The 21,318-nt window shown below is 33.2% G+C and carries 15 protein-coding genes; 10 read left to right on the top strand and 5 right to left on the bottom strand.

The window, feature by feature from the left end; genetic code table 11:
- The first annotated feature begins 21 nt into the window (after positions 1–21).
- Complete coding sequence (locus tag KMW28_RS27420; protein ID WP_169665522.1) at positions 22–840, top strand: DUF4846 domain-containing protein; 819 nt, start codon at positions 22–24, stop codon at positions 838–840.
- On the opposite strand, the gene KMW28_RS27415 is transcribed toward KMW28_RS27420, so the two are convergent.
- The 3 genes from KMW28_RS27415 to KMW28_RS27405 form a co-directional block, all read right to left on the bottom strand.
- Entirely contained in the window at positions 830–1,255 is a 426-nt protein-coding gene (locus KMW28_RS27415; RefSeq protein WP_066215417.1) for a hypothetical protein, read from the bottom strand. The two genes, KMW28_RS27420 and KMW28_RS27415, sit on opposite strands and share 11 nt — an antisense overlap.
- Before the next feature lie 504 nt (positions 1,256–1,759).
- Positions 1,760–3,106, bottom strand: a complete 1,347-nt coding sequence (locus tag KMW28_RS27410; RefSeq protein ID WP_169665521.1) for a DUF5723 family protein — start codon at positions 3,104–3,106, stop codon at positions 1,760–1,762.
- A 4-nt stretch (positions 3,107–3,110) separates the two neighbouring features.
- Entirely contained in the window at positions 3,111–4,766 is a 1,656-nt protein-coding gene (locus KMW28_RS27405; protein WP_169665520.1) for a hypothetical protein, read from the bottom strand.
- A 466-nt stretch (positions 4,767–5,232) separates the two neighbouring features.
- On the opposite strand from KMW28_RS27405, the gene KMW28_RS27400 reads away from it, so the two are divergent.
- From KMW28_RS27400 to KMW28_RS27360, 9 genes are all read left to right on the top strand, one after another.
- Positions 5,233–5,574, top strand: coding sequence for a hypothetical protein (locus tag KMW28_RS27400; protein ID WP_066215409.1), 342 nt, complete (start codon positions 5,233–5,235; stop codon positions 5,572–5,574).
- A 33-nt stretch (positions 5,575–5,607) separates the two neighbouring features.
- Entirely contained in the window at positions 5,608–6,492 is an 885-nt protein-coding gene (locus tag KMW28_RS27395) for a UbiA family prenyltransferase (protein WP_169665519.1), read from the top strand.
- Between the two features lie 35 nt (positions 6,493–6,527).
- Positions 6,528–7,577, top strand: a complete 1,050-nt coding sequence (locus tag KMW28_RS27390; RefSeq protein ID WP_169665518.1) for a type III polyketide synthase — start codon at positions 6,528–6,530, stop codon at positions 7,575–7,577.
- Positions 7,577–8,290 (top strand): methyltransferase domain-containing protein, encoded by a 714-nt coding sequence (locus KMW28_RS27385; protein WP_169665517.1) that lies wholly within the window; start codon positions 7,577–7,579, stop codon positions 8,288–8,290. The genes KMW28_RS27390 and KMW28_RS27385 overlap by 1 nt, the downstream gene beginning before the upstream one ends.
- Positions 8,287–9,411 (top strand): NAD(P)/FAD-dependent oxidoreductase, encoded by a 1,125-nt coding sequence (locus tag KMW28_RS27380; RefSeq protein WP_169665516.1) that lies wholly within the window; start codon positions 8,287–8,289, stop codon positions 9,409–9,411. The genes KMW28_RS27385 and KMW28_RS27380 overlap by 4 nt, the downstream gene beginning before the upstream one ends.
- A 140-nt stretch (positions 9,412–9,551) precedes the next feature.
- Complete coding sequence (locus KMW28_RS27375) at positions 9,552–11,501, top strand: SpoIIE family protein phosphatase (RefSeq protein WP_169665515.1); 1,950 nt, start codon at positions 9,552–9,554, stop codon at positions 11,499–11,501.
- Positions 11,502–11,512: 11 nt separating this feature from the next.
- Positions 11,513–13,246 carry an OmpL47-type beta-barrel domain-containing protein gene (locus tag KMW28_RS27370; RefSeq protein ID WP_169665514.1) on the top strand — a complete coding sequence of 578 codons (1,734 nt, stop codon included), beginning with the start codon at positions 11,513–11,515 and terminating at the stop codon, positions 13,244–13,246.
- Positions 13,247–13,835: 589 nt separating this feature from the next.
- The gene (locus tag KMW28_RS27365; RefSeq protein ID WP_169665513.1) at positions 13,836–16,991 is read left to right on the top strand and encodes a SusC/RagA family TonB-linked outer membrane protein; all 3,156 of its coding nucleotides are present in this window, start codon (positions 13,836–13,838) and stop codon (positions 16,989–16,991) included.
- Positions 16,992–17,005: 14 nt separating this feature from the next.
- Positions 17,006–18,475 (top strand): RagB/SusD family nutrient uptake outer membrane protein, encoded by a 1,470-nt coding sequence (locus tag KMW28_RS27360; RefSeq protein ID WP_169665512.1) that lies wholly within the window; start codon positions 17,006–17,008, stop codon positions 18,473–18,475.
- 154 nt (positions 18,476–18,629) lie between these two features.
- On the opposite strand, the gene KMW28_RS27355 is transcribed toward KMW28_RS27360, so the two are convergent.
- Both KMW28_RS27355 and KMW28_RS27350 read right to left on the bottom strand, forming a co-directional pair.
- Positions 18,630–19,121 carry a hypothetical protein gene (locus tag KMW28_RS27355; protein WP_169665511.1) on the bottom strand — a complete coding sequence of 164 codons (492 nt, stop codon included), beginning with the start codon at positions 19,119–19,121 and terminating at the stop codon, positions 18,630–18,632.
- Between the two features lie 178 nt (positions 19,122–19,299).
- Positions 19,300–21,177: a beta-L-arabinofuranosidase domain-containing protein gene (locus tag KMW28_RS27350; protein ID WP_169665510.1), complete on the bottom strand. Its 1,878-nt coding sequence runs from the start codon at positions 21,175–21,177 to the stop codon at positions 19,300–19,302.
- Positions 21,178–21,318 lie beyond the last annotated feature (141 nt).

The raw sequence follows: 21,318 nt of genomic DNA, 5'->3' as shown, positions 1-21,318 counted from the left end.
AATTAAAACTCAAAATAACTTATGTCCAAATGCTTTAGCTGTTTATCCGTTTTATTACTCTTATTTTTAGGATGTCAGACAATTGCACAAAATAGAACTGAAGAAAGTATCCAAACTCGTTTTGATACACCTGAAGGTTATAAAAGAGTAGTATTGAAATCGAATACATTCGCCTCTTATCTTCGCCACTTACCATTAAAAGAAAAAGGAGCTCCTATTTTAGATTTTACAGGACAACCCATCCCAAATCAAAATGCTCATATGGGTGTTATTGATGTTTCCGTAGGTTCAAAAGATCTACAACAATGTGCTGATGCTGCAATTAGGCTAAGAGCAGAGTACCTTTGGAAGGAAAAAGAATTTGATAAAATTAATTTTCATTTTACCAGTGGACATTTATATAAATGGAATGATCACAAAAAAGGAATGCGACCTGTTGTTAACGGCAATAAAGTAAGCTTCGTTAAAAAAGCTACTTTTGATGACTCTTATAAAAACTTTAAGAATTATCTTAATTGGGTATATATTTATGCCGGTAGTATTTCTGTAAATAAAGAAATGGATAAAGTGACTACAAATCAAGAAATAAAAATAGGAGATCTAATTGTGACTCCAGGTAGTCCGGGACATGTTGTTATTATAGTTGATCAAGCAAAAAATGATAGGGGAGAATCAATTTACTTGATAGCTGAAGGATATACACCAGCACAATCCATTCATATCATTAAAAATACGAATTCACCTAGTTTAAAAGGTTGGTATAAGATAAATAACAATGCAGAGACGATAACAGAGAGGTATCCGTTTTATACAACGAATGTAAGACGTTTTAAAGATTAGTAGACGTCTTACTCAACCATTCAATAGCCTCATTATAATCTTCAAAATACATGATTTCGTACCCATAGATTTCATTCGATTCATCCATGGTTTGATCGTAACTAACTTGTGCAAATAAATCCGCAGAAACTAACCAAGCCATATGGGTGACTTGAATTTTCTCTAACACTTTTTGAAAATGATGATTTACCCATTCTTGAGTGTCTGGTAATATATTAAATAAAGCATCCGTGGTATCCACTAAAATTTTTGAAGGTTCTAAAGTTTTAGTGGCTTCCATGCTTCTTAAAACTTCTTTTTTATAGACTTCCTCGTCTAATTCAATAGGGGTAAACCATATGTTTTTTATTATTTCTTCTTCTTCACACCATTCGACCTGATGGAATTCTGATCTATAATAAAGGTCAAATTTCATAGCTATAAAATTGCGTATCTAATTGGTATTATAATTTATAAAAATAAATGATTACTCAGCTTATTTTTATAAAAAAATATCTTCTTTATAACTTGATTCGGTTATATATATAATTGTTTATAGGTATTGTTTAAAGTATTGATAATAAACGTGATATATAATGGTCTTAATTCGGAATATACTGGAATTAATTCTGAAATCGAATTCAATGCAAGGCCGTTAATTAATGTGTAAGAGATGATAAATTGAGAATCACGACCCAAAAAATAAAATGTGGCACATTTACAAATGTGCCACTTATTACTCGAAAAAATTAAGTTGATTCTTTACCGTACGAATACAGCAAGTATTACTTGCTTTGCTTTATAGGACAAAGCAAAAGATAAATGATGTTTTGATAAATTGATAATGATTACTAAATGAAGTAAAAAACCTAGTTTCTAGATATTTACTTAGATGTTTCAAAGGCTGTTTCTATCCATAGAAACAGCCTTCATTACATAATTATATTTTCTTAGATCTTCCGAATTTTAAATTCATACCAAATCGTAAGTTTGCAGTAGCTGATTTTTCCCAATTAACTGCTGCACTTAATAGATTGTCGGTAATAAAATACATTTGGAAACCAGGGAATCCAACGGATACCATTCCTCCAAAATTAGTTAAACTTTGTTTGTCAGCAGAATAACTAAGACCAATACCAAAAGATCTACCTAATTTTTGTTGTGCATGAAGCGTAAATGAAGGGAAGACTGTTTTATCAAAAACTGTTTGAGAATAGAGGGCACCAAATGTAGTGCTTTTTGTAAACTTGAATGAAGTACCTAAGTTGAACGTCCAAGGCATAACGGTTACATCCGTTTTTTCCTCACCTTCAAAATTATTAAACTGTAATGTATCTAAACTTGGGATAGGACTAGTTACCTCATTTCCACCCATAATATCATTGATGTCGATACCTTTAAAATTAATAGCTGCCAAATCAGAGTCATATTTAATCTGATCTCTATCGTCCCAACGAATAGCACCTAAACTAATCAAAGAGGATTCAATCGTCCATTTATCAGTTAATTCGTAGGTAGCACCTATATCAACAGCAAAACCATAGTTTTTAACTTCTGCTAAAGATTCAACGGCATCCATTTCATTGACAGAAAAATTATTCTCTTCATCTATATATTCTCCTAATCCATAACCAGAGAAAGTCAAACGACCATCTACCTCAGTATCGTAACTAGTGTTGTCTTTCTGCATAAATGATCCCTCTGCTTGTGCCTTTAATTGATGCGTACCCGATAAGAATTTAAGAGTAACCCCTAAAGTAAGTTTGTCTGTCACTTTAAAGTTAGAACCCAAATTAACTGATACATAACCGATGCCATCAATTAAAGCAGAGATTTCTTGTTTCTGTCCAAGTACACCTGGAGCTGCAGGTCCTCTTAATAGGAAATCAAACATATTGTCAGTATAGACTACTCTTTGCCATAAGCCATAGTTTACACTAACTCTAAAACCAAAATTATCTGTCTGATGATAGATGCCTAATATTTCAGAACTTAAACCACTTAATTGAGTATTGTTGTTGGGTTTAAGCAGGTTATTTAAAGCATTTTGATTGATATATCCTTGACCATTTTGCTCATAATAGATATCAGAAAATGAAAACTCATTATAAGCAACCATGCCAATATTAGTCACTGGAATACTCACCACCCATTTTGAATCCATTTTTCTTGCTGGATTTATCTGTTGTGATTGAGCAACATCGTTTTGGAAAAATAAAGTATTTACCTGCTGGGCAAAAGATGAGTAGCCCAAAAATAAAAAGGCGATAATTAAATATTTTTTCATAAGATTAGTTTGAGCTGTTAGGAGTATCGATAGAAGCATTAATGTATAAACCAGAGATCAATTCTAGACTTTGGTTTTCTTTAATTTCTACAGGTTCTAATGTGTCTGTAGACGGATCCGCATCTGCAGTCATTTCAAAAACAACCTCTATAGATGAAGATTTTAATAATGCGGATACTTGCTCAATTGTTAAGCTAGTTTCTAAGTAATTTTTTGTGATGCTAGCATTTTTACCTTCATTATCTGTAGTTGCAGGTAAAATGCTTGTTTGATCATCATTTCCGTCAATACGAATTACAGCTTCTGGGAAAACATCTGATTCGGTGTAAACCAGAAGAGATAGGTTACCTGAAACCGCAATTTCATTATTCATCTCACTTCTTAGAATCGCTTTATGTAATTCTAAAACCTCAATGCCAAAATCTAGCTCAGCATTTGTCTTACTTCTATGTACATATTGGTTGAAACCGACGTAAAGAGGGACTTTACCATAAACATGAGTAGTAATAAGATCTTCTCTACTAAATTGTACTTTTTCACCTGGAGCCACATAATATTGGATCAATCCTGTTAAGGAAACATGTTTAGGTTGTTCACTTAAAATATCGTCGGACTCATAAATATATTCCTCAACCACATACGGAGTAGTAAAATCAATTGCTTTCTCTACATTTAAAATCTGTGTTTTTTCGGTATTATCTAAAGATGATGAAAAATAGACAGGTAATGTAGAATTATCTCTCAGCACTGCTTTTAATTGATTTGTTAAATCGATATGACCAGTAGCACCGATAGGATTTTCAAAGCTAAATGAAATTTGAGTATCACCAAAAACTACTTTAGTGCCGTTATCAAAAATATCTTTTAAATAGTTTAATTCAATTTGTTCTTCAGGGATAGTTACAGGATCAACTGATTTTCCATCTTTAAAGAAAATTTCTAATCGAGCAATCTCATTGTCATCACTAAAATTTATTTCCTTGTAATAGGCACTTGCTGCTTGATGATTGGAATTAAAATATTGAATGTTAAGGGTCGGACTTTTTTCATTATTGATCCAAACACCTTCCAATGGTAAAGTAGCTGTTTCTAATGTGTTAGGAGAATTAACATACGTAGTATTAGTTACGATTTCTTCACCATTTAACCCAGTGCCTGATAACGTCAATGTGATATATCCACCTGCTGTACCTTTAAAAAGTACTTCTATATTGCCTTTATCAAATTCAAGTTTGGAAACATCTCCAATTTCATTTGATATCGTAAGGCAGTTACCGCTCACGCAGTTAGATGGATCTTCCGTAATTTCAAAAGAGATACCTTCTTGAGGAAACATGACTTCTGTAGGTAAACTATAATCAAAATTCACCTTAAAAAAGTTGTTTGAGTTTGTACCTCCGAAAGCCTCTACAATGTCTTCGATGTTTGCGACTTCAATATCATCTGTAAATTCAAAGTATATATGTCCTTCTTCATCAGTTTTAATATTTTCTTTTTGATCTTCAGTAAGAAAATCAAGGAAGTTTATTTTACCATTTACTAGAGGAAGTCCAACATGATAATCTTCGATAGGGGCAGTTTTTAAATTTGAAAAATCTACTTCAGGACCGCACCCAAATAAAATAACAATTAGAGCAACAGCAATTGTTTTAAATCTCAAAAAATGAAAGAGTTTATAAGTCATAAATTTATTGATAGAATTCAGTTTATTTTTGCAAAGAATAGAGTTTTAAAGAGTTACACATTTTGCAAAACTTGTATATGTTTAGATTCGTAAAAAAAATAAAAAAGCAATAATTGAAATTAAGATTATTTAATGAATGAACGAAATCTTTTCTAATAAATTTTAAAAATTAAGAAACATAAAAAAAACCACCCTAAGGGGTAGTAGAGAATAGTAGTTAGTCTTGTACTTTTGATATATCTAATAAATTAACTTAAAAAAGAATTTAAAGGTTCTTTACCCGTATTTAACTTTCTTTGATAAAAGAAATAACAAAAAGGAGGCCAAAATGGTCTCCTTTATTTTTTTGTAGAAATAATTTGGTTTTTAAAAACTTTAATATAAAATTTATAAAACGTTGCTACACTAAAATATAACTTACCAAGATTAACTTAAACTATCTATGGCTTACCTACTAAATCAAAAGAGTAATAACCTACATTTAGAACTTCTAGAACCGTATAACCTTACTCAACTATGTGAAGCTTTTACTGATGCTGCAGTGATGCTAGCAAATAAAGGCTGTGAAAAGCTTGTTATTGATACCTTAAAGCTGGAAACACCATTCTCGTTAATTGACCGTTGTCATTTAATCTCTAACTTATCTGAATTCGGATTTAAAAGAAGCACACCATTAATTAATGTTTGTGGTTCGGATGATGATTACAGACGAAACATGGAAACTTTGGCCAAGAATAGAGGTTGGAACCTTACTACAATAGTGGGAACTAATAGTAGTAGGTGAAAACTGTAATGATGTAAAGAACAAATAAACTTTATGAAGAAAGAATTAAAGGAAACTATACTTTTATTAAGAATTCCATTCTCAGTCTACTTAATGCCTATATTTATTTTCAGTTTAAGTCAAACACCTGTTATAAATGTTACCCAGGCAATCATTTCCTTTGTCATACTTCATTTGTTTGTTTATCCTGCATCAAACGGCTACAATAGCTACGAAGATAAAGATACCGAGAGTATTGGAGGTCTTGAAAAACCACCGCTGCCTTCCAAATTACTTTATCAAGTAGTATTAATATTTGATATATCTGCCTTGCTTTTATCTATTATATTCATCAATTGGATGTTCACATGTCTCGTAGCAACCTATGTGTTAATGTCTCGATTATATAGTTATAAAGGCGTTCGCCTAAAAAAATATCCAATTATCAGTTTTCTAACGGTCTTTGTCTTTCAAGGCTTTTGGACTTTTTGGATGGTTTATGAAGCTGTGGATGCATCAAATATTAAGTTCTTTAACACCGATCTTCCTTGGGCTGCTTTAGCAAGTTCCTTGATGATCGGTGGGGCTTATCCCTTATCACAAATATATCAGCACAAACAGGATCAAGAAAGTGGTGATTTTACCATAAGTATTTTATTGGGTATAAGGGGAACCTTTATTTTTTCAATTGTCTTATTTACTGCTGCTGCAACCTTTTTGTACTATTATTTCGAAATACTATATCATGGTAGTATCCTGATTTTTATCAGCTGCTTATCTCCTTTGTTGTTATGGTTTAATTATTGGATGTTTGTGACTTGGAAAGATGCAAATAATGCAAACTTCAAGAATCTGATGATGATGAATAATATTTCTGCTATCTGCATGAATTTATGTTATATAATTTATGCATTACAAAACCATACATCGATTTTTTAGTTATATTCAAGAAATAAGATCCAAACAGTCCAAACATGACTTACATTCATAAAATAACTACCGCATCCCCTAAAAATGTCTATTCTCAATCAGAACTAGAAAAATTGATGCATGAAGTGTATCAGTTTAACACGGAAAAGGAAGAACGTTTGATGCGCATGATATACCACAAATCAGGTATAGATAAACGAAAATCTGTCATTGATGATTTTCTTCAATTTTTTAAATCAGACGTTCCACCTTCTTTAGAAGAACGTATTGATGTGTTTAAAGAAAAAGGATTAGCATTAGCTAAAAATGCTGCAGATAGCTGTTTAGTAGATGAAGACCGTTCATCTATAACACATATCATAACAGTTTCTTGTACAGGAATTTCTGCCCCAGGAATCGATATTGATTTAATACAACTTTTGGAACTACCTCTTACTACGGTAAGAACTACTGTGAATTTTATGGGTTGTTATGCGGCTTTTCATGCTTTACGATTGGCCGATCAAATATGTAAATCCACCCCAAATTCAAAAGTGCTTATTGTTGATGTAGAGTTATGCTCCTTACATTTTCAGAATAAAACAGACGACGATAATTTATTAGCGAATACACTATTCGCAGATGGTGCAGCTGCTATTTTATTATCAAGTGATAAACGAACAGATAGCCTTTTTGAAATTGACGATTTTGCTTCACGATTGTCTTTCCAAGGGAAAAAAGATATGGCATGGGATTTATCAAGTACTGGCTTCCAAATGAAACTAAGTACTTATGTGCCTAGATTAATAGAACAAGATATAAAAGTACTCCTTGATGATGTTTTAAATGATAAAAATATCCAAAGAGATCAACTTAGATGGGCTTTTCACCCTGGAGGTCAACGCATTTTAACGAGTATAGCCAAAGCATTATCGATTGATTTGGAAGATTTACAACCTAGTTTCGAAGTATTAAAAGAAAATGGAAATATGTCATCCGTTTCTATTCTTTTTGTCTTGAAGAAGATTAGTCAGATAAACGAAGATAATCCAATTTTCGCTGCAGGTTTTGGTCCTGGGTTAACCATGGAAGCAATGACCTTAAATCGAGTATAATGAGCGTATCTTTTGTCAATAGATCGTATGAGTTAGAACTGTTAGATGCCCCAAACATTCCTACAGAAGACTTATATCAAAACCTAAAGGAACTACACATCATTAACCATTACTTGGGAGGATATCAAGTGATGTTAAAGGGGATAAAAAACTTATTAAAAGGTATAGATAAGGATCAGAAAGTAAGAATACTTGATATTGGATCGGGTGGTGGAGATACCCTAAAAGTGATTCATCAAAAATTAGGAAATAAATATAACCTAGATTTAGTGGGGGTAGATCTGAAATCAGATTGCATTCAATATTCTACAACCAATTGTATTGGGTTACCCATTCAATTTATTCAATCAGATTATAGGAACTTAATTCATGATCAAGAAAAATTTGATATCATAGTAAGTAGCCTTTTTTGTCATCATTTAGATGATACTTCTCTTATCGAGTTGTTTTCTTGGATGCAGAACAATGCAAAAATTGGTGGGGTAGTAAATGATTTACACCGACATCCTTTGGCCTATTTTAGTATCAAGTGGATAACAAAACTACTTTCTAACAGTTACTTAGTGAAAAACGATGCGCCATTATCGGTAGCAAGAAGTTTTAAAAAAAATGATTTTACAAAATTATTAGAGAAAGCCAATGTCTCTCAGTATCAATTAAAATGGTATTGGGCGTTTAGATGGCTTTTAACTTTTAAGAACATAGGGGGATGAAAGATGTCATAATTATCGGCGGAGGTTTAGGCGGCTTATCATTAAGCATTCAATTACAACGAAAGGGGATGAGTTGTGTTCTTTTAGAACAAAAAACGTATCCTTTCCATAGAGTGTGTGGAGAATATATTAGTTATGAAGCTTGGCCTTTTTTGACTTCTTTAGGGGTAGACCCTGACCAATATCAATTACCTAAAATAAATAAATTAAGAGTCAGTAGTAACAATGGAGATGTTTTGGAAAAAACGATGCCTCAAGGGGGACGTGGTATTTCTAGATATTTCCTAGATAATCTTCTATATGAAATTGCGTTAAAAGAAGGCGTTGATGTTCGTACAAGTTGTAAAGTAAATGCTGTTTATCAAGAAATAACCGGATGGGAAGTTCATACAACAAGTGGAAATATAAAAGGAAGAACGGTGGTAGGTGCTTTTGGGAAACGATCATCACTCGATAAATTCTTCGAAAGAAATTACTTGAAGAAGAACTTATCGAATTCTCGATTGAAAAATTTTGTTGGTGTCAAATATCACTTAGAAGGGGATTTCCCTAATGATGTAATTGAGTTACATAATTATTCAGGTGGTTATTGTGGTATATCAAAAGTGGAGAACGATAAAATATGTATGTGTTACTTATCAAGAGGACAAAACCTAAAGAAGGTAAGAACACTAAAAGAAATGGAAAGTGCTTATTTATCCAAAAATCCATTTCTTAGAAAATATTTAGAGTTTGATAGAGCTTGGGATAAACCTGTAAGTATAGCTAAAATTGATTTTTCGAGTAAAAATCTTATTGAATCGAACATTCCTATGATAGGAGATGCTGCGGGTTTAATTGCTCCACTTTGTGGTAATGGCATGAGTATGTCGTTGCAATCTTCAGTTATGCTAGCAGATTTACTTCTTGATTATTTGAATGATAATTTGTCATGGGATGAATTGGTGGAACACTATAAAAGTGAATGGAAGAAGACTTTTGGTAAACGATTATTTATTGGAAGAAGTATTCAAAAAGTATTTGGGGAAGAGTATTCTACCTCGATCATGATCAATTTATTAAAGAGAATGCCTAAAGTGACAGATAAGCTTATTTCTTCTACTCATGGAGAAATTTTTTAAAGTATTTGTACTAATCAAACATCAAACAGACTAAAAAAAAGAACTAATAAAAAAACTTGAACCAATGTAGACCTAATCAAGTTTATATCATTGAATAAAAATTTAAGACCTAATTATAATCACCCAACCCAATTAACATAATGAGGAGAACTATTTTTCTACTCCTCTTGATTTTGCTACAATCTTTTAATCATTTCGTGAAGGCACAAGCTAAAATGTCTGACGAAACGGTTCAAACAGTTTTAAATCTTGAGGGAAAAAAGCTCAACAGTCTCGTTGATAGCTTAGGTGAGAACATCCCAAAAATTCCATTAAGCAAAGAATACCAAAAATTAATAGCTGATTTATTAGTTCAAAGAGATAAATTTTTAAAAAGAAAGCTCTATAAAGAGGCTTCAGGTAGTCTAAATGAAGTAGCTACAATTTATTGGGAACACTTTTATTTAAGTGATGCGAGAAAATATTTTCATGAATCGCTTAAGTTAAATGCCAAAATCGGAAATCATAATGGTATCGGTAAGTTGAATAATAATATCGGAATGATTTGTTTTGATTATGGGGATTATAACTTAGCACTAGAATATTTTGAGATTACTCTAGAACAAAGACAAAAAGACTTAAAGCAAAAAGATCCTTTGCTATCTTCTTTAACCAATGTTGCTTTAACCCACAATAAATTAGGTAATTATAATGATGCAATTATTCATTTGAAGTCTGCAGAATCGGTTGCTCAGAAAATGAATGAGCCAGAAAGAATACGTGCCATTTATGGTATGCTATCAGAAACATATGAGAAAGCAGGAGATGCCATTAATGCACAAAAATATTTCGATTTGTACAGAACTTTTCATGAGTTGATTCTTAAGCAAAAAGAAGTGAAAATTCAGCAAAGCATTAGGGAATCTGAATTAGAGAAAAAATTATTGCAATTAGAGAAAGAGAATAAAGAATTACAGCTGGTAAAGACGCAACAAGAATTACTTAAAACAGAAAACGAATTGGCAGAAAGTGATTCTGCAAATGTGGCTTTGACCAAAGTAGCCACAAAGAAAGAGCTACAGATATTGACTTTGAAGCAAGAGAAAGATATTCAAAGATTAGAGTTGAAAGAACAGGAATACCTGAATAAATCTCAAAAAAGAGAACATCAGGTGAGGATGTTGATCCTTTCATTCTTTATTCTGTTTCTATTGATCATAGCTATTTTGATATACAGAAGTTATATCAATAAACAAAAGGCGAATAAGAAATTGGCTACTCAGAAGGAAAAAATTCAATTTCAAAAAGAGCAATTAGAAATTCAGAATACAAGCATTACTCAAAGTATCACCTATGCGGCTTATATTCAAAAAGCAGTATTGGAAGAAGTGAGCTTGTTATCACAATATGCCGATGATTCTTTTATCTTTTTCAATCCTAGAGACCTTGTGTCAGGCGACTTTTATTGGTTTAAAGAGGTGACTTCCGATGATCATAATAAATCGTTAATTGCAACCGCAGTGGATTGTACAGGACACGGTGTACCGGGAGCAATTATGTCGATGATTGGTGTGAAATTGTTGGATCAAATTGTCCTTGATGAACATCAGACAGTGCCTAGTATAATACTCGATCAATTGCATAAAGGAATAAAGGAGTCACTACATCAAGAGGAGACACATTTAAGTGATGGGATGGATATGGCATTGGTCAACATCAATAAAAAAGAACGTAAGGTTCAATTTTCTGGCGCCAGAAATCCCATTATTTATATTCAAGATGGTGAGTTGACGCTAATAAAAGGAAATAAAAAATCTATAGGTGATGAGTTATCTGTTAAGGATGATTTTTCTTACACAAATCATGAGATCACTCTGGATAAAACTACTTGGATATATATATGTTCTGATGGTTTCGTTGATCAGTTTGGTGGTGAGAAAGGGGGGAAATATATGATGAAAAGACTAAAGAAATTATTGATCGATCACCATAACAAAAATGGTGATGAGCAATTAGAAATACTCAAAAATGAATTCAACCAGTGGAAAAATAATGAAGAACAAGTAGATGATGTACTTGTAATGGGTATTAAAATCAATATTGAAGCCTAATTTAATCTAAAATGAAAACTCACTTATTAATTGTATTACAATTCTTCTCAATAGCATTGAGTGGACAGGAAATATTAAATCACCGTCAGCGATCCCATGTTGATTCTACCAATAAGTTTTATCAACAAGCTGACCTGCCTCTATATTTATTTGTAGCTACTGATATTAATGGCAAAGATTTACATCAGATGTCTATTAAAACAAATGGAAAATTTAAATCAGAGCCAGTGTTTTTAGATGGGCATGGTGTTCACTCATTTAAACATTTTGATGAAATCGATAATGTCGAACAACGTTTTTATGTCTATGCCGATGGCAGGGCACCAGAATCGACATTGTCCTTTTTTCGAGCTACGAAATATATAAATAATGAATCAACAATATTTTATGGAAAAGAACTTGTAGTTGATCTTAAAAGTGAGGATGATATGGTTGGGGTGGATAGTATTTTTCATTCCATAAATGGCATTCGATACCTACCTTATGAGGGGAAAATAAATTTTGACAAAGAGGGTGATTATGTTTTCAAATACTATGCTACGGATAAAGTAGGAAATGTTGAAAATGTGAAAACAAAATCATTTATCGTTGACCATTCATCACCAGAAACGAATTATGTAATTAATGGTGTTTCTGTTGGAAATACCATAGCTACCAACACTAAATTATTTCTAGAAACAAGTGATTCTTTGTCTGGTGTAGACGATTTATATTATCGATTTAATGAGGAAGAATTTAAGTCTATTTCTTCAAAAGTACCTCTTGATTTTTCACACTTAGAAGATGGAGACCATATTTTAGAATTTTATGCAAAAGACAATGTAGGTAACATTGCAGAAATAGAAAAATTCAATTTTTATTTAGACAAAAGTGCTCCTATCACCGCTGCTGATATAATAGGTGATCGATTTTTAGTAAATGGTAAACTATTTTTCTCTGGAAGGACAAAATTGAAGATTACAGCAGTAGACAACAAAGTAGGTGTTAGAGATGTTTTGTATTCTATTGATGGGGAGGATTTCAAATCCTATTCGGATCCATTTTATTTGCCATCACAGTCGGGTGAACATATCGTAAAGTTTTTCTCTATTGACCATCTACAAAATAGAACTGATGCAGAGAAAGATGCATTCTTACATAAAGTGAGTAAGTTCTATGTAGATCTTGTGGGCCCAAGTTTAACACATCAATTTGATGGACCTACTTTTGAGAAAGAGGATACTATATTCATAAGCAATAAAACAAAATTGGTTTTAAACGCCAAAGACCATGAATCTGGACTTCAATACATTGCATTTAATAAGAATGGTCAGGGTGAGGAACAAAAATATGAGGATGCCATCATTATAGATAAAGAGGGGCTACATACTATCGATTATCATGGTTACGATAATGTAAATAATCGAAATACCAAATCGGTTACTTTTATGGTCGATACGGAAGGACCAGATGTATTCCATCACTTTTCAATTGATGACATAGGAACGAATAATTCAGATAAATTATCACTTTATCCTCATTATGTATCTGTATTCTTAGCTGCCACAGATAAGCACACAGGGTATAAAAGAATGTTTTATAGTATTAATGGAAAACAAGAACAGCCTTATTCTGGAGTGATAGATGGTTTTAAAAGAAATAAGAAATACAATATTAAAATCCGTTGTGTTGATAAATTGGACAACGAAAAAGAATATAATTTTGCCTTTAGAACAGTAAAAAAGAAAGAAGAAGTACAAGAATAAAGCATTTGAACTTATAATCTATAGAATAGAGTTAAGTAAGATTTTCAATCAGCAAAAGTTAAAATATTTAAGATATAATTAGGCAAAATTGGGTGAGAAAGGTAGATCATAATATGATCTGCTTTTTTTGTATATGAAAAATGCAATTCTGACAGAGGTATATTGTTAATAATTGAATATTAATAAGGATTAAATAAGAATATTGTATTTCTGAAATTATTTAGAGAATGTTGAAATTTTAGCTAAAACAAAATTAAATAACGTAAAATGATAAAATATAAAATTAAATAGTAAGTTAAAATCAATAAGAGTATTGTTAGAGATGTTGTAAATCTGAATTTAAAGAATTGCAACATTTATTTTACATCTTGTTAACATAAAAAATTTAACATGATGTTACATTATTTTCAATATTGCGTAAGAATTAACAACAAATTCAATATTATCAATCAATTATCATACTGTTCATACGTATAACGGTCCCATCAAATTTCTATTTATTCCTTGCTAGTATTTAACTAGAGTTTATATAGTGTGCTCTCTGGTTAAAGAAATAAATATTGACACTTTTAAATAGAAATTAAACCAGATGTTAAATTTCAAGCAACTTCAATCTATCATCTTGCTTTCTCTGGGCATAGTTGCAAGTGCATGGGCGCAAGAGAGGCAAATAACAGGTCAGGTGACCGAAGAAACAGGCGAACCAATACCAGGCGTAACTGTTTTACTTAAAGGAACCACTAAAGGATCAATTACAGATATTGATGGTAAATACCATATTCAATCATCAAATGATCAGGATGTTTTAGTATTTAGTTTTGTTGGTTATCAAAGCAAAGAAATACCAGTAGGAGGCCAATCTACAATTAATGTGGCACTGCCGGTTGATACTGAAGAATTAGACGAGGTAGTAGTTATTGGTTATGGCACGTCCGAAAAGAGTGCTTTTACAGGTTCTGCAACAATGGTAGATGCAGGACAAGTAGAAAATATCCAAACATCCAATCCTGTTGCAGGGTTAGAAGGAACCGTACCGGGTTTATCTATGACAGGAATTACAGGTCAACCAGGTTCTTCTCCAAATATCAATATCCGTGGTTTTTCTTCCATTAACCAATCTCAATCACCTTTGATTATCTTGGATGGCACACCGTACGACGGACCTCTTAACGCTATTAACCCTAAAGATATTGAATCATTTTCTGTACTAAAAGATGCTTCAGGTACAGCAATTTATGGTTCTAGAGCTACAAATGGTATTATTATGATTACCACAAAGAATGGTAAAAATAATAAACCAACCATCAACTTTTCAGCAAGATATGGAGTCTCTCAACGTGCATTTAAAGAGTACGATAGAGTAGATGAAAAAGGATATTATGAGTTGATGTTCCAAGCCTATAAGAATGACATTCAAGCGGCAGATCCAAACGCTTCGGAAGCAGATATTAGAGATTATGTAAAGCATAATTTAATTGATAAAGAACTAAAATATAATGCTTACAATGTTCCTAATAACGAGGTATTAGACGAAAATGGCCACTTAAATCCAAATGCTAAATTATTGTATTCTGATGATTGGCAAAAGGAAATGTTCGGTACGGCTAAACGTCAGGAGTATAACTTATCAATTAACGGTGGTAATGAAAATTCAGACTATTTTATCTCCACAGGATATTTAAACGAAGAAGGTATAGTAAACAACTCTGGTTTCGAAAAATTAACGACTAGAGTAAAAGCCAATACAGATGTGAAACCTTGGTTGAAAGTTGGAGCAAATTTAAACTATGCTTATACGAAATCAAGATCGATTGGTGCAACAAAAACCTCTATGGCTAATCCATTCTATACCACACGTATAATGGGTCCTATTTATCCAGTTTATGCAAGAGATGCACAAGGTAATATTATCAATGACGATCAGGGTAATAGAATGTATGATTTTGGATCTGGTGAAACTCTTGGTCAGACAAGACCATTTGCTCCAATGACTAACGTTGTAGCAGTGAATCAATTGGATGTAAACGGATACAAAAGACATAACTTAGGAGCGAGAGGTTTTATTAGTATTGATTTCTTAAAAGATTTCAATTTTAAATCGAATATCTCTACAGATATCATTTATACTAATTCTGGAAGAACACAGAACAAAGAATTTGGTGATGCATCTGCAGTGGGCGGTAGATCATACAAAACAAATTCTTTAGGACAATCTTATACATTTAACCAAGTATTAACCTATCACAAACAGATTGCCGACCGTCATGGTGTGAACGTGACTTTAGGACATGAGAATTATAAATATTCATATGATTATCTACATGCCACAAGATCTGGGTATCCTATTTCTGGTTTAACAGAATTGGCAGCGGCATCGAATACAGAAAATGCCAATTCATATATTAACGAACATGCTATTGAGTCCTACTTTGGTAGAGTAGGTTATAACTTTGATCAAAAGTATTTTGTGGATGCTTCCTTCCGTAAAGATGGATCGTCAAGATTTAGTAAACAGTCAAGATGGGGATCGTTCTGGTCGTTAGGAGCTTCTTGGAGAGTGTCTGAAGAAAACTTTATGCAAGATGTTTCTTGGGTAAATGATCTAAAATTAAGAGCTTCTTACGGTGTTGTTGGTAACGAGGGTGTAACTGATGATGATGGAAATCAAGTGTATTATCCATGGGATGCCTTATATGATATGAGCTATTCTAATGCCTCTGCAAATGGAGGCAAGTTAACTTCTTTATCTAATCCAAATTTGATGTGGGAGAAAAACGTATCTACCAACTTAGCAGTTGATTTTGCACTATTCAATAGACTAAGTGGTACTGTAGAATACTATATCAGAGACTCAAAAGACTTGATAATGGACCAACCTTTGGCTCCTTCCTTAGGATTTAATTCAGTGACAAAAAATGTGGGTGCAATAAGAAATAAAGGTATAGAAATCTCACTGAGCTATGATGCCATTAAAGCCCCTTCAGGTTTTAACTGGACGGTAGGTTTCATAGGTTCGAAAGTCTACAATGAAATCACAGAGCTATCTCAAGATCAGTTTATAAACGGTACGAAACTTTGGAAAGTGGGTAATTCAATCTATGATTTCTACTTGGTGGATTATGCTGGTGTAGATCCACAAACAGGAGATGCACTTTATTGGAGAAATGTAATGGATGCTGAAGGAAATCCAACCGGTGAACGTGAGAAGACGACAGATTATGATGGTGCTTTAAATGATTCTAGAAAAGTGGTTGGATCAGCGATTCCAGATTTCCAAGGATCAATTAATAACATGTTCTCTTATAAAGGTTTTGATCTAAGCATCTTAGCGACCTTCTCCTTAGGAGGTAAAATATATGATAATACTTATGCCAATTTAATGATGCCGTCTTATGGTCAGGCCATGAGTACAGATCTTCACGGGGCTTGGCAAAAACCGGGAGATATTACTGATATACCTCGATTAGAAGCAAGAGACGATTCTAATGTCAATAAAAGATCTTCTAGATTCTTAACTGATGCAACTTACTTCGGTATTAGAAACATCACCTTGGGGTATACCTTCCAACCGAATTTGGTGAAGAAGTTAAAAGTTGGATCAATGAGAACGTACATCACAGCGGATAATATCTGGTATTCAACACAACGACAAGGGTTGTACATCAATCCAGCTCGATCAGGGATAACATCCTACAATTATGTTCCTGTACGCACAATTTCAGTTGGTTTAGATCTTACACTTTAATTTAGAACATCACAATGAGAAATATATATAAAGCAGTAATCCTAGCAACAACATTAGCCTTGGCTACATCTTGTTCAGACGATTACTTAGACCGTCAGCCTTCAGATTCCATATCGAAGACACAATTGTTATCCACGCCAGAAGGGGCTGAGGTAGCCTTAAACGGTGTGTATAGAAATATGTATAAAGGCCAAAACGATAGTCATGATAGTTTTGGTGAAACAGCGGTGAATATAGGTAATGATATCAAAGGAGAGGATTTATATCCTGCTTCTCGAGGTCACAATTACTTTATTGGCGATTACAATTGGCAATCGAGATTAGCCTCTTACCGACGTCCTTACTTTGTTTGGTACTACTACTATGGCAACATCGCCAATTTAAATGAGGTAATTAATGCCACTGAAAACATGAATGGAGATCAAGATCAAATTGATAATGTTCGTGGTCAAGCATTAACATTGAGAGGGTACTTCTATTTTAAATTGGTACAAATGTATCAGTTTACTTATAAAGGTCATGAAAATGCTCCTGGAGTCCCTTTATATACAGAACCATCTGTAGCAGAAACAACTCCAAAAGATAGAGCAACAGTTCAAGAGGTATATGATCAGGTATTGTCTGATTTAGCAGAAGGACAAAAGTTACTGAAAGGGAAAACTCCAAAACATATTTCTAATGTCGATGAACATGTCGCTGATGGTATTCTTGCCAGAGTTTATTTAGTAATAAATGATTGGGATAATGCCGCCAAATATGCAAGTGCTGCAAGAAGTGGGTTTGACCTTTTACCAGGAAGTAAATACAGTTATGGTTTCTCAAAAGGAAGTAAATCTGACGGTTGGATTTGGGGAATGGAAGTGAATGCGGAACAGAAAACTACCTACAATTCCTTCTTTTCTCATATGGATAATACGGCTTATAACTATGCTTCTTTAGGTGCACAAAAGTGTATGAGTAAAGTATTATATGATCAATTAGGGGATGATGATGTTCGTAAGGCGTTGGTAGTAGATCCTAATAATATATCTGATGACAAACCTTACACAGAAGTCCCTTACATGTACAATAAATTTGTGATGGAGGAACCGTCAACTTGGGCTGCAGATTATGTTTTAATGCGAGCAGAAGAAATGTTATTAATAGAAGCTGAAGCGAAAGCAGAATTAGGTCAAGATGCCGCCGCTGCCACTTTACTTCAAGAATTAGTGGCACAAAGAGATGCTAGTAAAGATGTTTCTTCCTTAACAGGAGATGCACTAAAACAAGAAATTGATTTACAGAGAAGAGTTGAACTATGGGGTGAAGGCCACAGAATGCTCGATATCTTAAGAAAGAAAATTGGTTTGGATAGAACAAATTCTAGTCACGATGAAGTATTAGCTGCTGTAATGAAAACTGATCCAGAAGATTACAGAATGTTATTACAGATTCCACAAGAAGAATTTGATGCTAATCCAAATATAAAAATACAGAATAAGTAGAAGTAGTTTGTTATGGAAGTAGAATCGGACTTTGTCTGGTTCTACTTTATTCAACAAGTTATGGATACAAGACATTTAAGAGTAACTATCTGCTTAACACAAGCTCTCTAAAACAGTAAGAGCACCCCGTCCGGGTGCTCTTTTCATATCTTAATTATTCGTGTTCCGCTAACATTTTCTCATGTTCGGCTTTCATCATTGCATGATCTTTTTCCATTAGCATATGATCTTTCATCAATATGTTATGGTGTTCTTTTTCCATTTTAGCATGCTCATTTTTGAGGGTTGCTAAATCTATATCACCATTGCCATGTTTTTCTACAAGCTTTTCGTGATTCATTAACACCTCATGGTGTTTTTTGATTAATGCCTCATGTTTCGCAATTATTTCTGTGTGTTTAGCTTCAATAGATTGATGTGCTTCATCTTTATCTCCACTAAGTTTTTCATGAGCAGCGATCATTTCTTGATGTTCTCTTTCCATCTGTTTGTGTTCCGCTTCCATTTTTTTATGTTCCTCATGCATTTTTTCATGTTCAGCCATTAAAGCTTTGTGTTCTTCTGATTCAGAGGGGTTTCCTCCACAGGAAAAGAAAAATAATGAAGTAGAAAAGAGTAGTAGAAGTAATTTCAGATTGAATTTCATAGTAAAGAAAAATTGATGAATAATATTTTGAAAAACAAAATACATTCAAAAATCTGAAATTGCAATTATCAGATAACCAATCGTGTACATGCAATGTAGTTGTAAATGAATAGATGATAGGAAGAAGTTTTAAAACATCCTATCATCTATTATTCAATATAAGTCTGATTTATAAATTTTAAAATGTAATCTTTCTTAGTACTGTTCTACCAATAGGTACTAAAGATTTGATTTTAATTTCATCATCAACCTTTAATGAGGTTTCTATGGTTACCTGGTCCAAATAGTGAGCACCTGAGTTGTCAATTTTCTTCAATTCGCTTCCTTCAACCCAAACGGCCTCTTTCAAACTATCATCTGTATATTGGTATTTTGAATCATAAAATCCTTCGATACCCCATTCTTTGGTTTTTTCTTCTTTACCTTCTAATGGAAGAGCAAACAAAAGTGGTCCATAAGCAAAGTAAGTTCCTTCTGTATGTTTAAATGCAGCGGGTTGATTACCCATTTCAATCGTCAAACTCAATTCATTATCAATAAGTCCTTTCCATACGGCATACCCTTTTTTGTTGATCTTTGGAGATTCACCATTGATTTTAAAGTTTTTTGCCCATTTTGGAACTCTCAACATCAATTGACCATCAACTTGTTTATTTGATGTTGCCTTGATAATGATTTTATCTTCAATAGGATAATTAGTGACTTGCTCAAAAACAATTTCGCTTCCCTCAATTTCTGTAGAAAAAATAGACGGCCCATATAAATTGATATAAATTTCATCACCTTCTATTGCCCACATATTCTGAACATAGTAAGGGTGAATTCTTCCAGCATTAGGAACACAGCAAACCGCAACATCTTTATGTACCGGCGAATATTTAAATCGATTTTCTTTGGTCTCCTCACACGTTTCACTATTAATTTCCCCACACATAGAGTAGGAGTCATCGCTTTTACAGTAAGCAATAGAAGAGTGTTCTGGATGTCTAGCCCCTTGGGCAGCATTAAAGAACAACCATTCAATTTTATCTCCCCAAAGGCTGTCTTTGTCGTAGTGTAATAACAATGTAAAGGAATCGAGTAATTCGTGGATAGAACAATACTCATAACCTGTCGATTCAGAATGAGCATGTCGACCAAACACCCACTCATCTCCAATCGGTCCACCACTAATACTTTCAGCAATACTCAATTTCTGAAGATAAGCCTCTAATGCATTTTTATATTTTGATTTTTTGGTGTGTTCATAGGCTACCACTAAACTTCTTAAATGTTCATAAGTATGTACGCCATGACCTTTGAATTTATACTCCTCATCCATCAAGTTTTTGATCAAGATATCTTCTTCTTCAACCTGATGCCTATTGTAATCGTCGAATAAGAAGACAGCGTAATCCAAATATTTTGATTCACCCGTGATGTTATATAATTGGAAGCAAACATCCGTAAAAGTCAAACCGTGACCTACACCGGCAAAGGGTTTGTCCGTTTTAAAAGGTGTGGAATTTCCAATAGGATAGTTTTCCATGGTATTGTCCATGGCACGAAGCAAAGCCTTTAAAACACGTTCATCATTGGTGATTTCGTAATAGGCAATTAATCCACGAAATAAGCTCGCCTTTGCCCATAGTTCTCCATTTTCTGTAGTATGTTGATATCTCAAATCTGTTCCATAAACACCTATGTATCCATCTTCATCTTGAGAACTTAATTTGTCATCCACATACTTTTTAACTTTATCTATACTGTCCTGATCTCCAGAAAGGAAGGCATGTCGAATATATCCATCCCACCAATTGGATTGGGTTTCCGAATTCCACCAAAGGAATTGAATATTCCATTCTCCTTCTGAATTCACTGCTCCAACATCCTTAGATTTTACTAAACGCGTTAATCTATCTTTATTGTAAATATCATCTTCAACAATAAGATCAGGAACCATTTGATCCAATTTGCCAACGAAGCCATGAAGAAGATCGTGATTGATTTGGTTGTACATCCAACCTGTGGGTTTAACATCACCAAAATAGGTGCGGATTGATTTATTCTGAGTCATATTTAATAAGCAATGTATGCAGTATTTATCAATAAGTAATTGAGATTCATTTTCAACAGAAAGATAGTGAAACCATAATGAATCATAAAGTATTGATATTGAGTTGTTATATTTTTTACCACATTTTACAGTATTTGATAT

Source organism: Flammeovirga yaeyamensis (genome assembly GCF_018736045.1).
GTDB classification, from domain to species: domain Bacteria; phylum Bacteroidota; class Bacteroidia; order Cytophagales; family Flammeovirgaceae; genus Flammeovirga; species Flammeovirga yaeyamensis.
The sequence above is the reverse complement of the archived record's forward strand: the minus strand, read 5'-3'. Positions and strand labels throughout refer to the sequence as shown.

Bases quoted from the DNA above. Each gene is read 5' to 3' on its own strand.
- KMW28_RS27420 (WP_169665522.1), top strand. From the start codon at position 22: ATGTCCAAATGCTTTAGCTGTTTATCCGTTTTATTACTCTTATTTTTA.
- KMW28_RS27415 (WP_066215417.1), bottom strand. From the start codon at position 1,255: ATGAAATTTGACCTTTATTATAGATCAGAATTCCATCAGGTCGAATGG.
- KMW28_RS27410 (WP_169665521.1), bottom strand. From the start codon at position 3,106: ATGAAAAAATATTTAATTATCGCCTTTTTATTTTTGGGCTACTCATCT.
- KMW28_RS27400 (WP_066215409.1), top strand. From the start codon at position 5,233: ATGGCTTACCTACTAAATCAAAAGAGTAATAACCTACATTTAGAACTT.
- KMW28_RS27395 (WP_169665519.1), top strand. From the start codon at position 5,608: ATGAAGAAAGAATTAAAGGAAACTATACTTTTATTAAGAATTCCATTC.
- KMW28_RS27390 (WP_169665518.1), top strand. From the start codon at position 6,528: ATGACTTACATTCATAAAATAACTACCGCATCCCCTAAAAATGTCTAT.
- KMW28_RS27385 (WP_169665517.1), top strand. From the start codon at position 7,577: ATGAGCGTATCTTTTGTCAATAGATCGTATGAGTTAGAACTGTTAGAT.
- KMW28_RS27380 (WP_169665516.1), top strand. From the start codon at position 8,287: ATGAAAGATGTCATAATTATCGGCGGAGGTTTAGGCGGCTTATCATTA.
- KMW28_RS27375 (WP_169665515.1), top strand. From the start codon at position 9,552: ATGAGGAGAACTATTTTTCTACTCCTCTTGATTTTGCTACAATCTTTT.
- KMW28_RS27370 (WP_169665514.1), top strand. From the start codon at position 11,513: ATGAAAACTCACTTATTAATTGTATTACAATTCTTCTCAATAGCATTG.
- KMW28_RS27365 (WP_169665513.1), top strand. From the start codon at position 13,836: ATGTTAAATTTCAAGCAACTTCAATCTATCATCTTGCTTTCTCTGGGC.
- KMW28_RS27360 (WP_169665512.1), top strand. From the start codon at position 17,006: ATGAGAAATATATATAAAGCAGTAATCCTAGCAACAACATTAGCCTTG.
- KMW28_RS27355 (WP_169665511.1), bottom strand. From the start codon at position 19,121: ATGAAATTCAATCTGAAATTACTTCTACTACTCTTTTCTACTTCATTA.
- KMW28_RS27350 (WP_169665510.1), bottom strand. From the start codon at position 21,177: ATGACTCAGAATAAATCAATCCGCACCTATTTTGGTGATGTTAAACCC.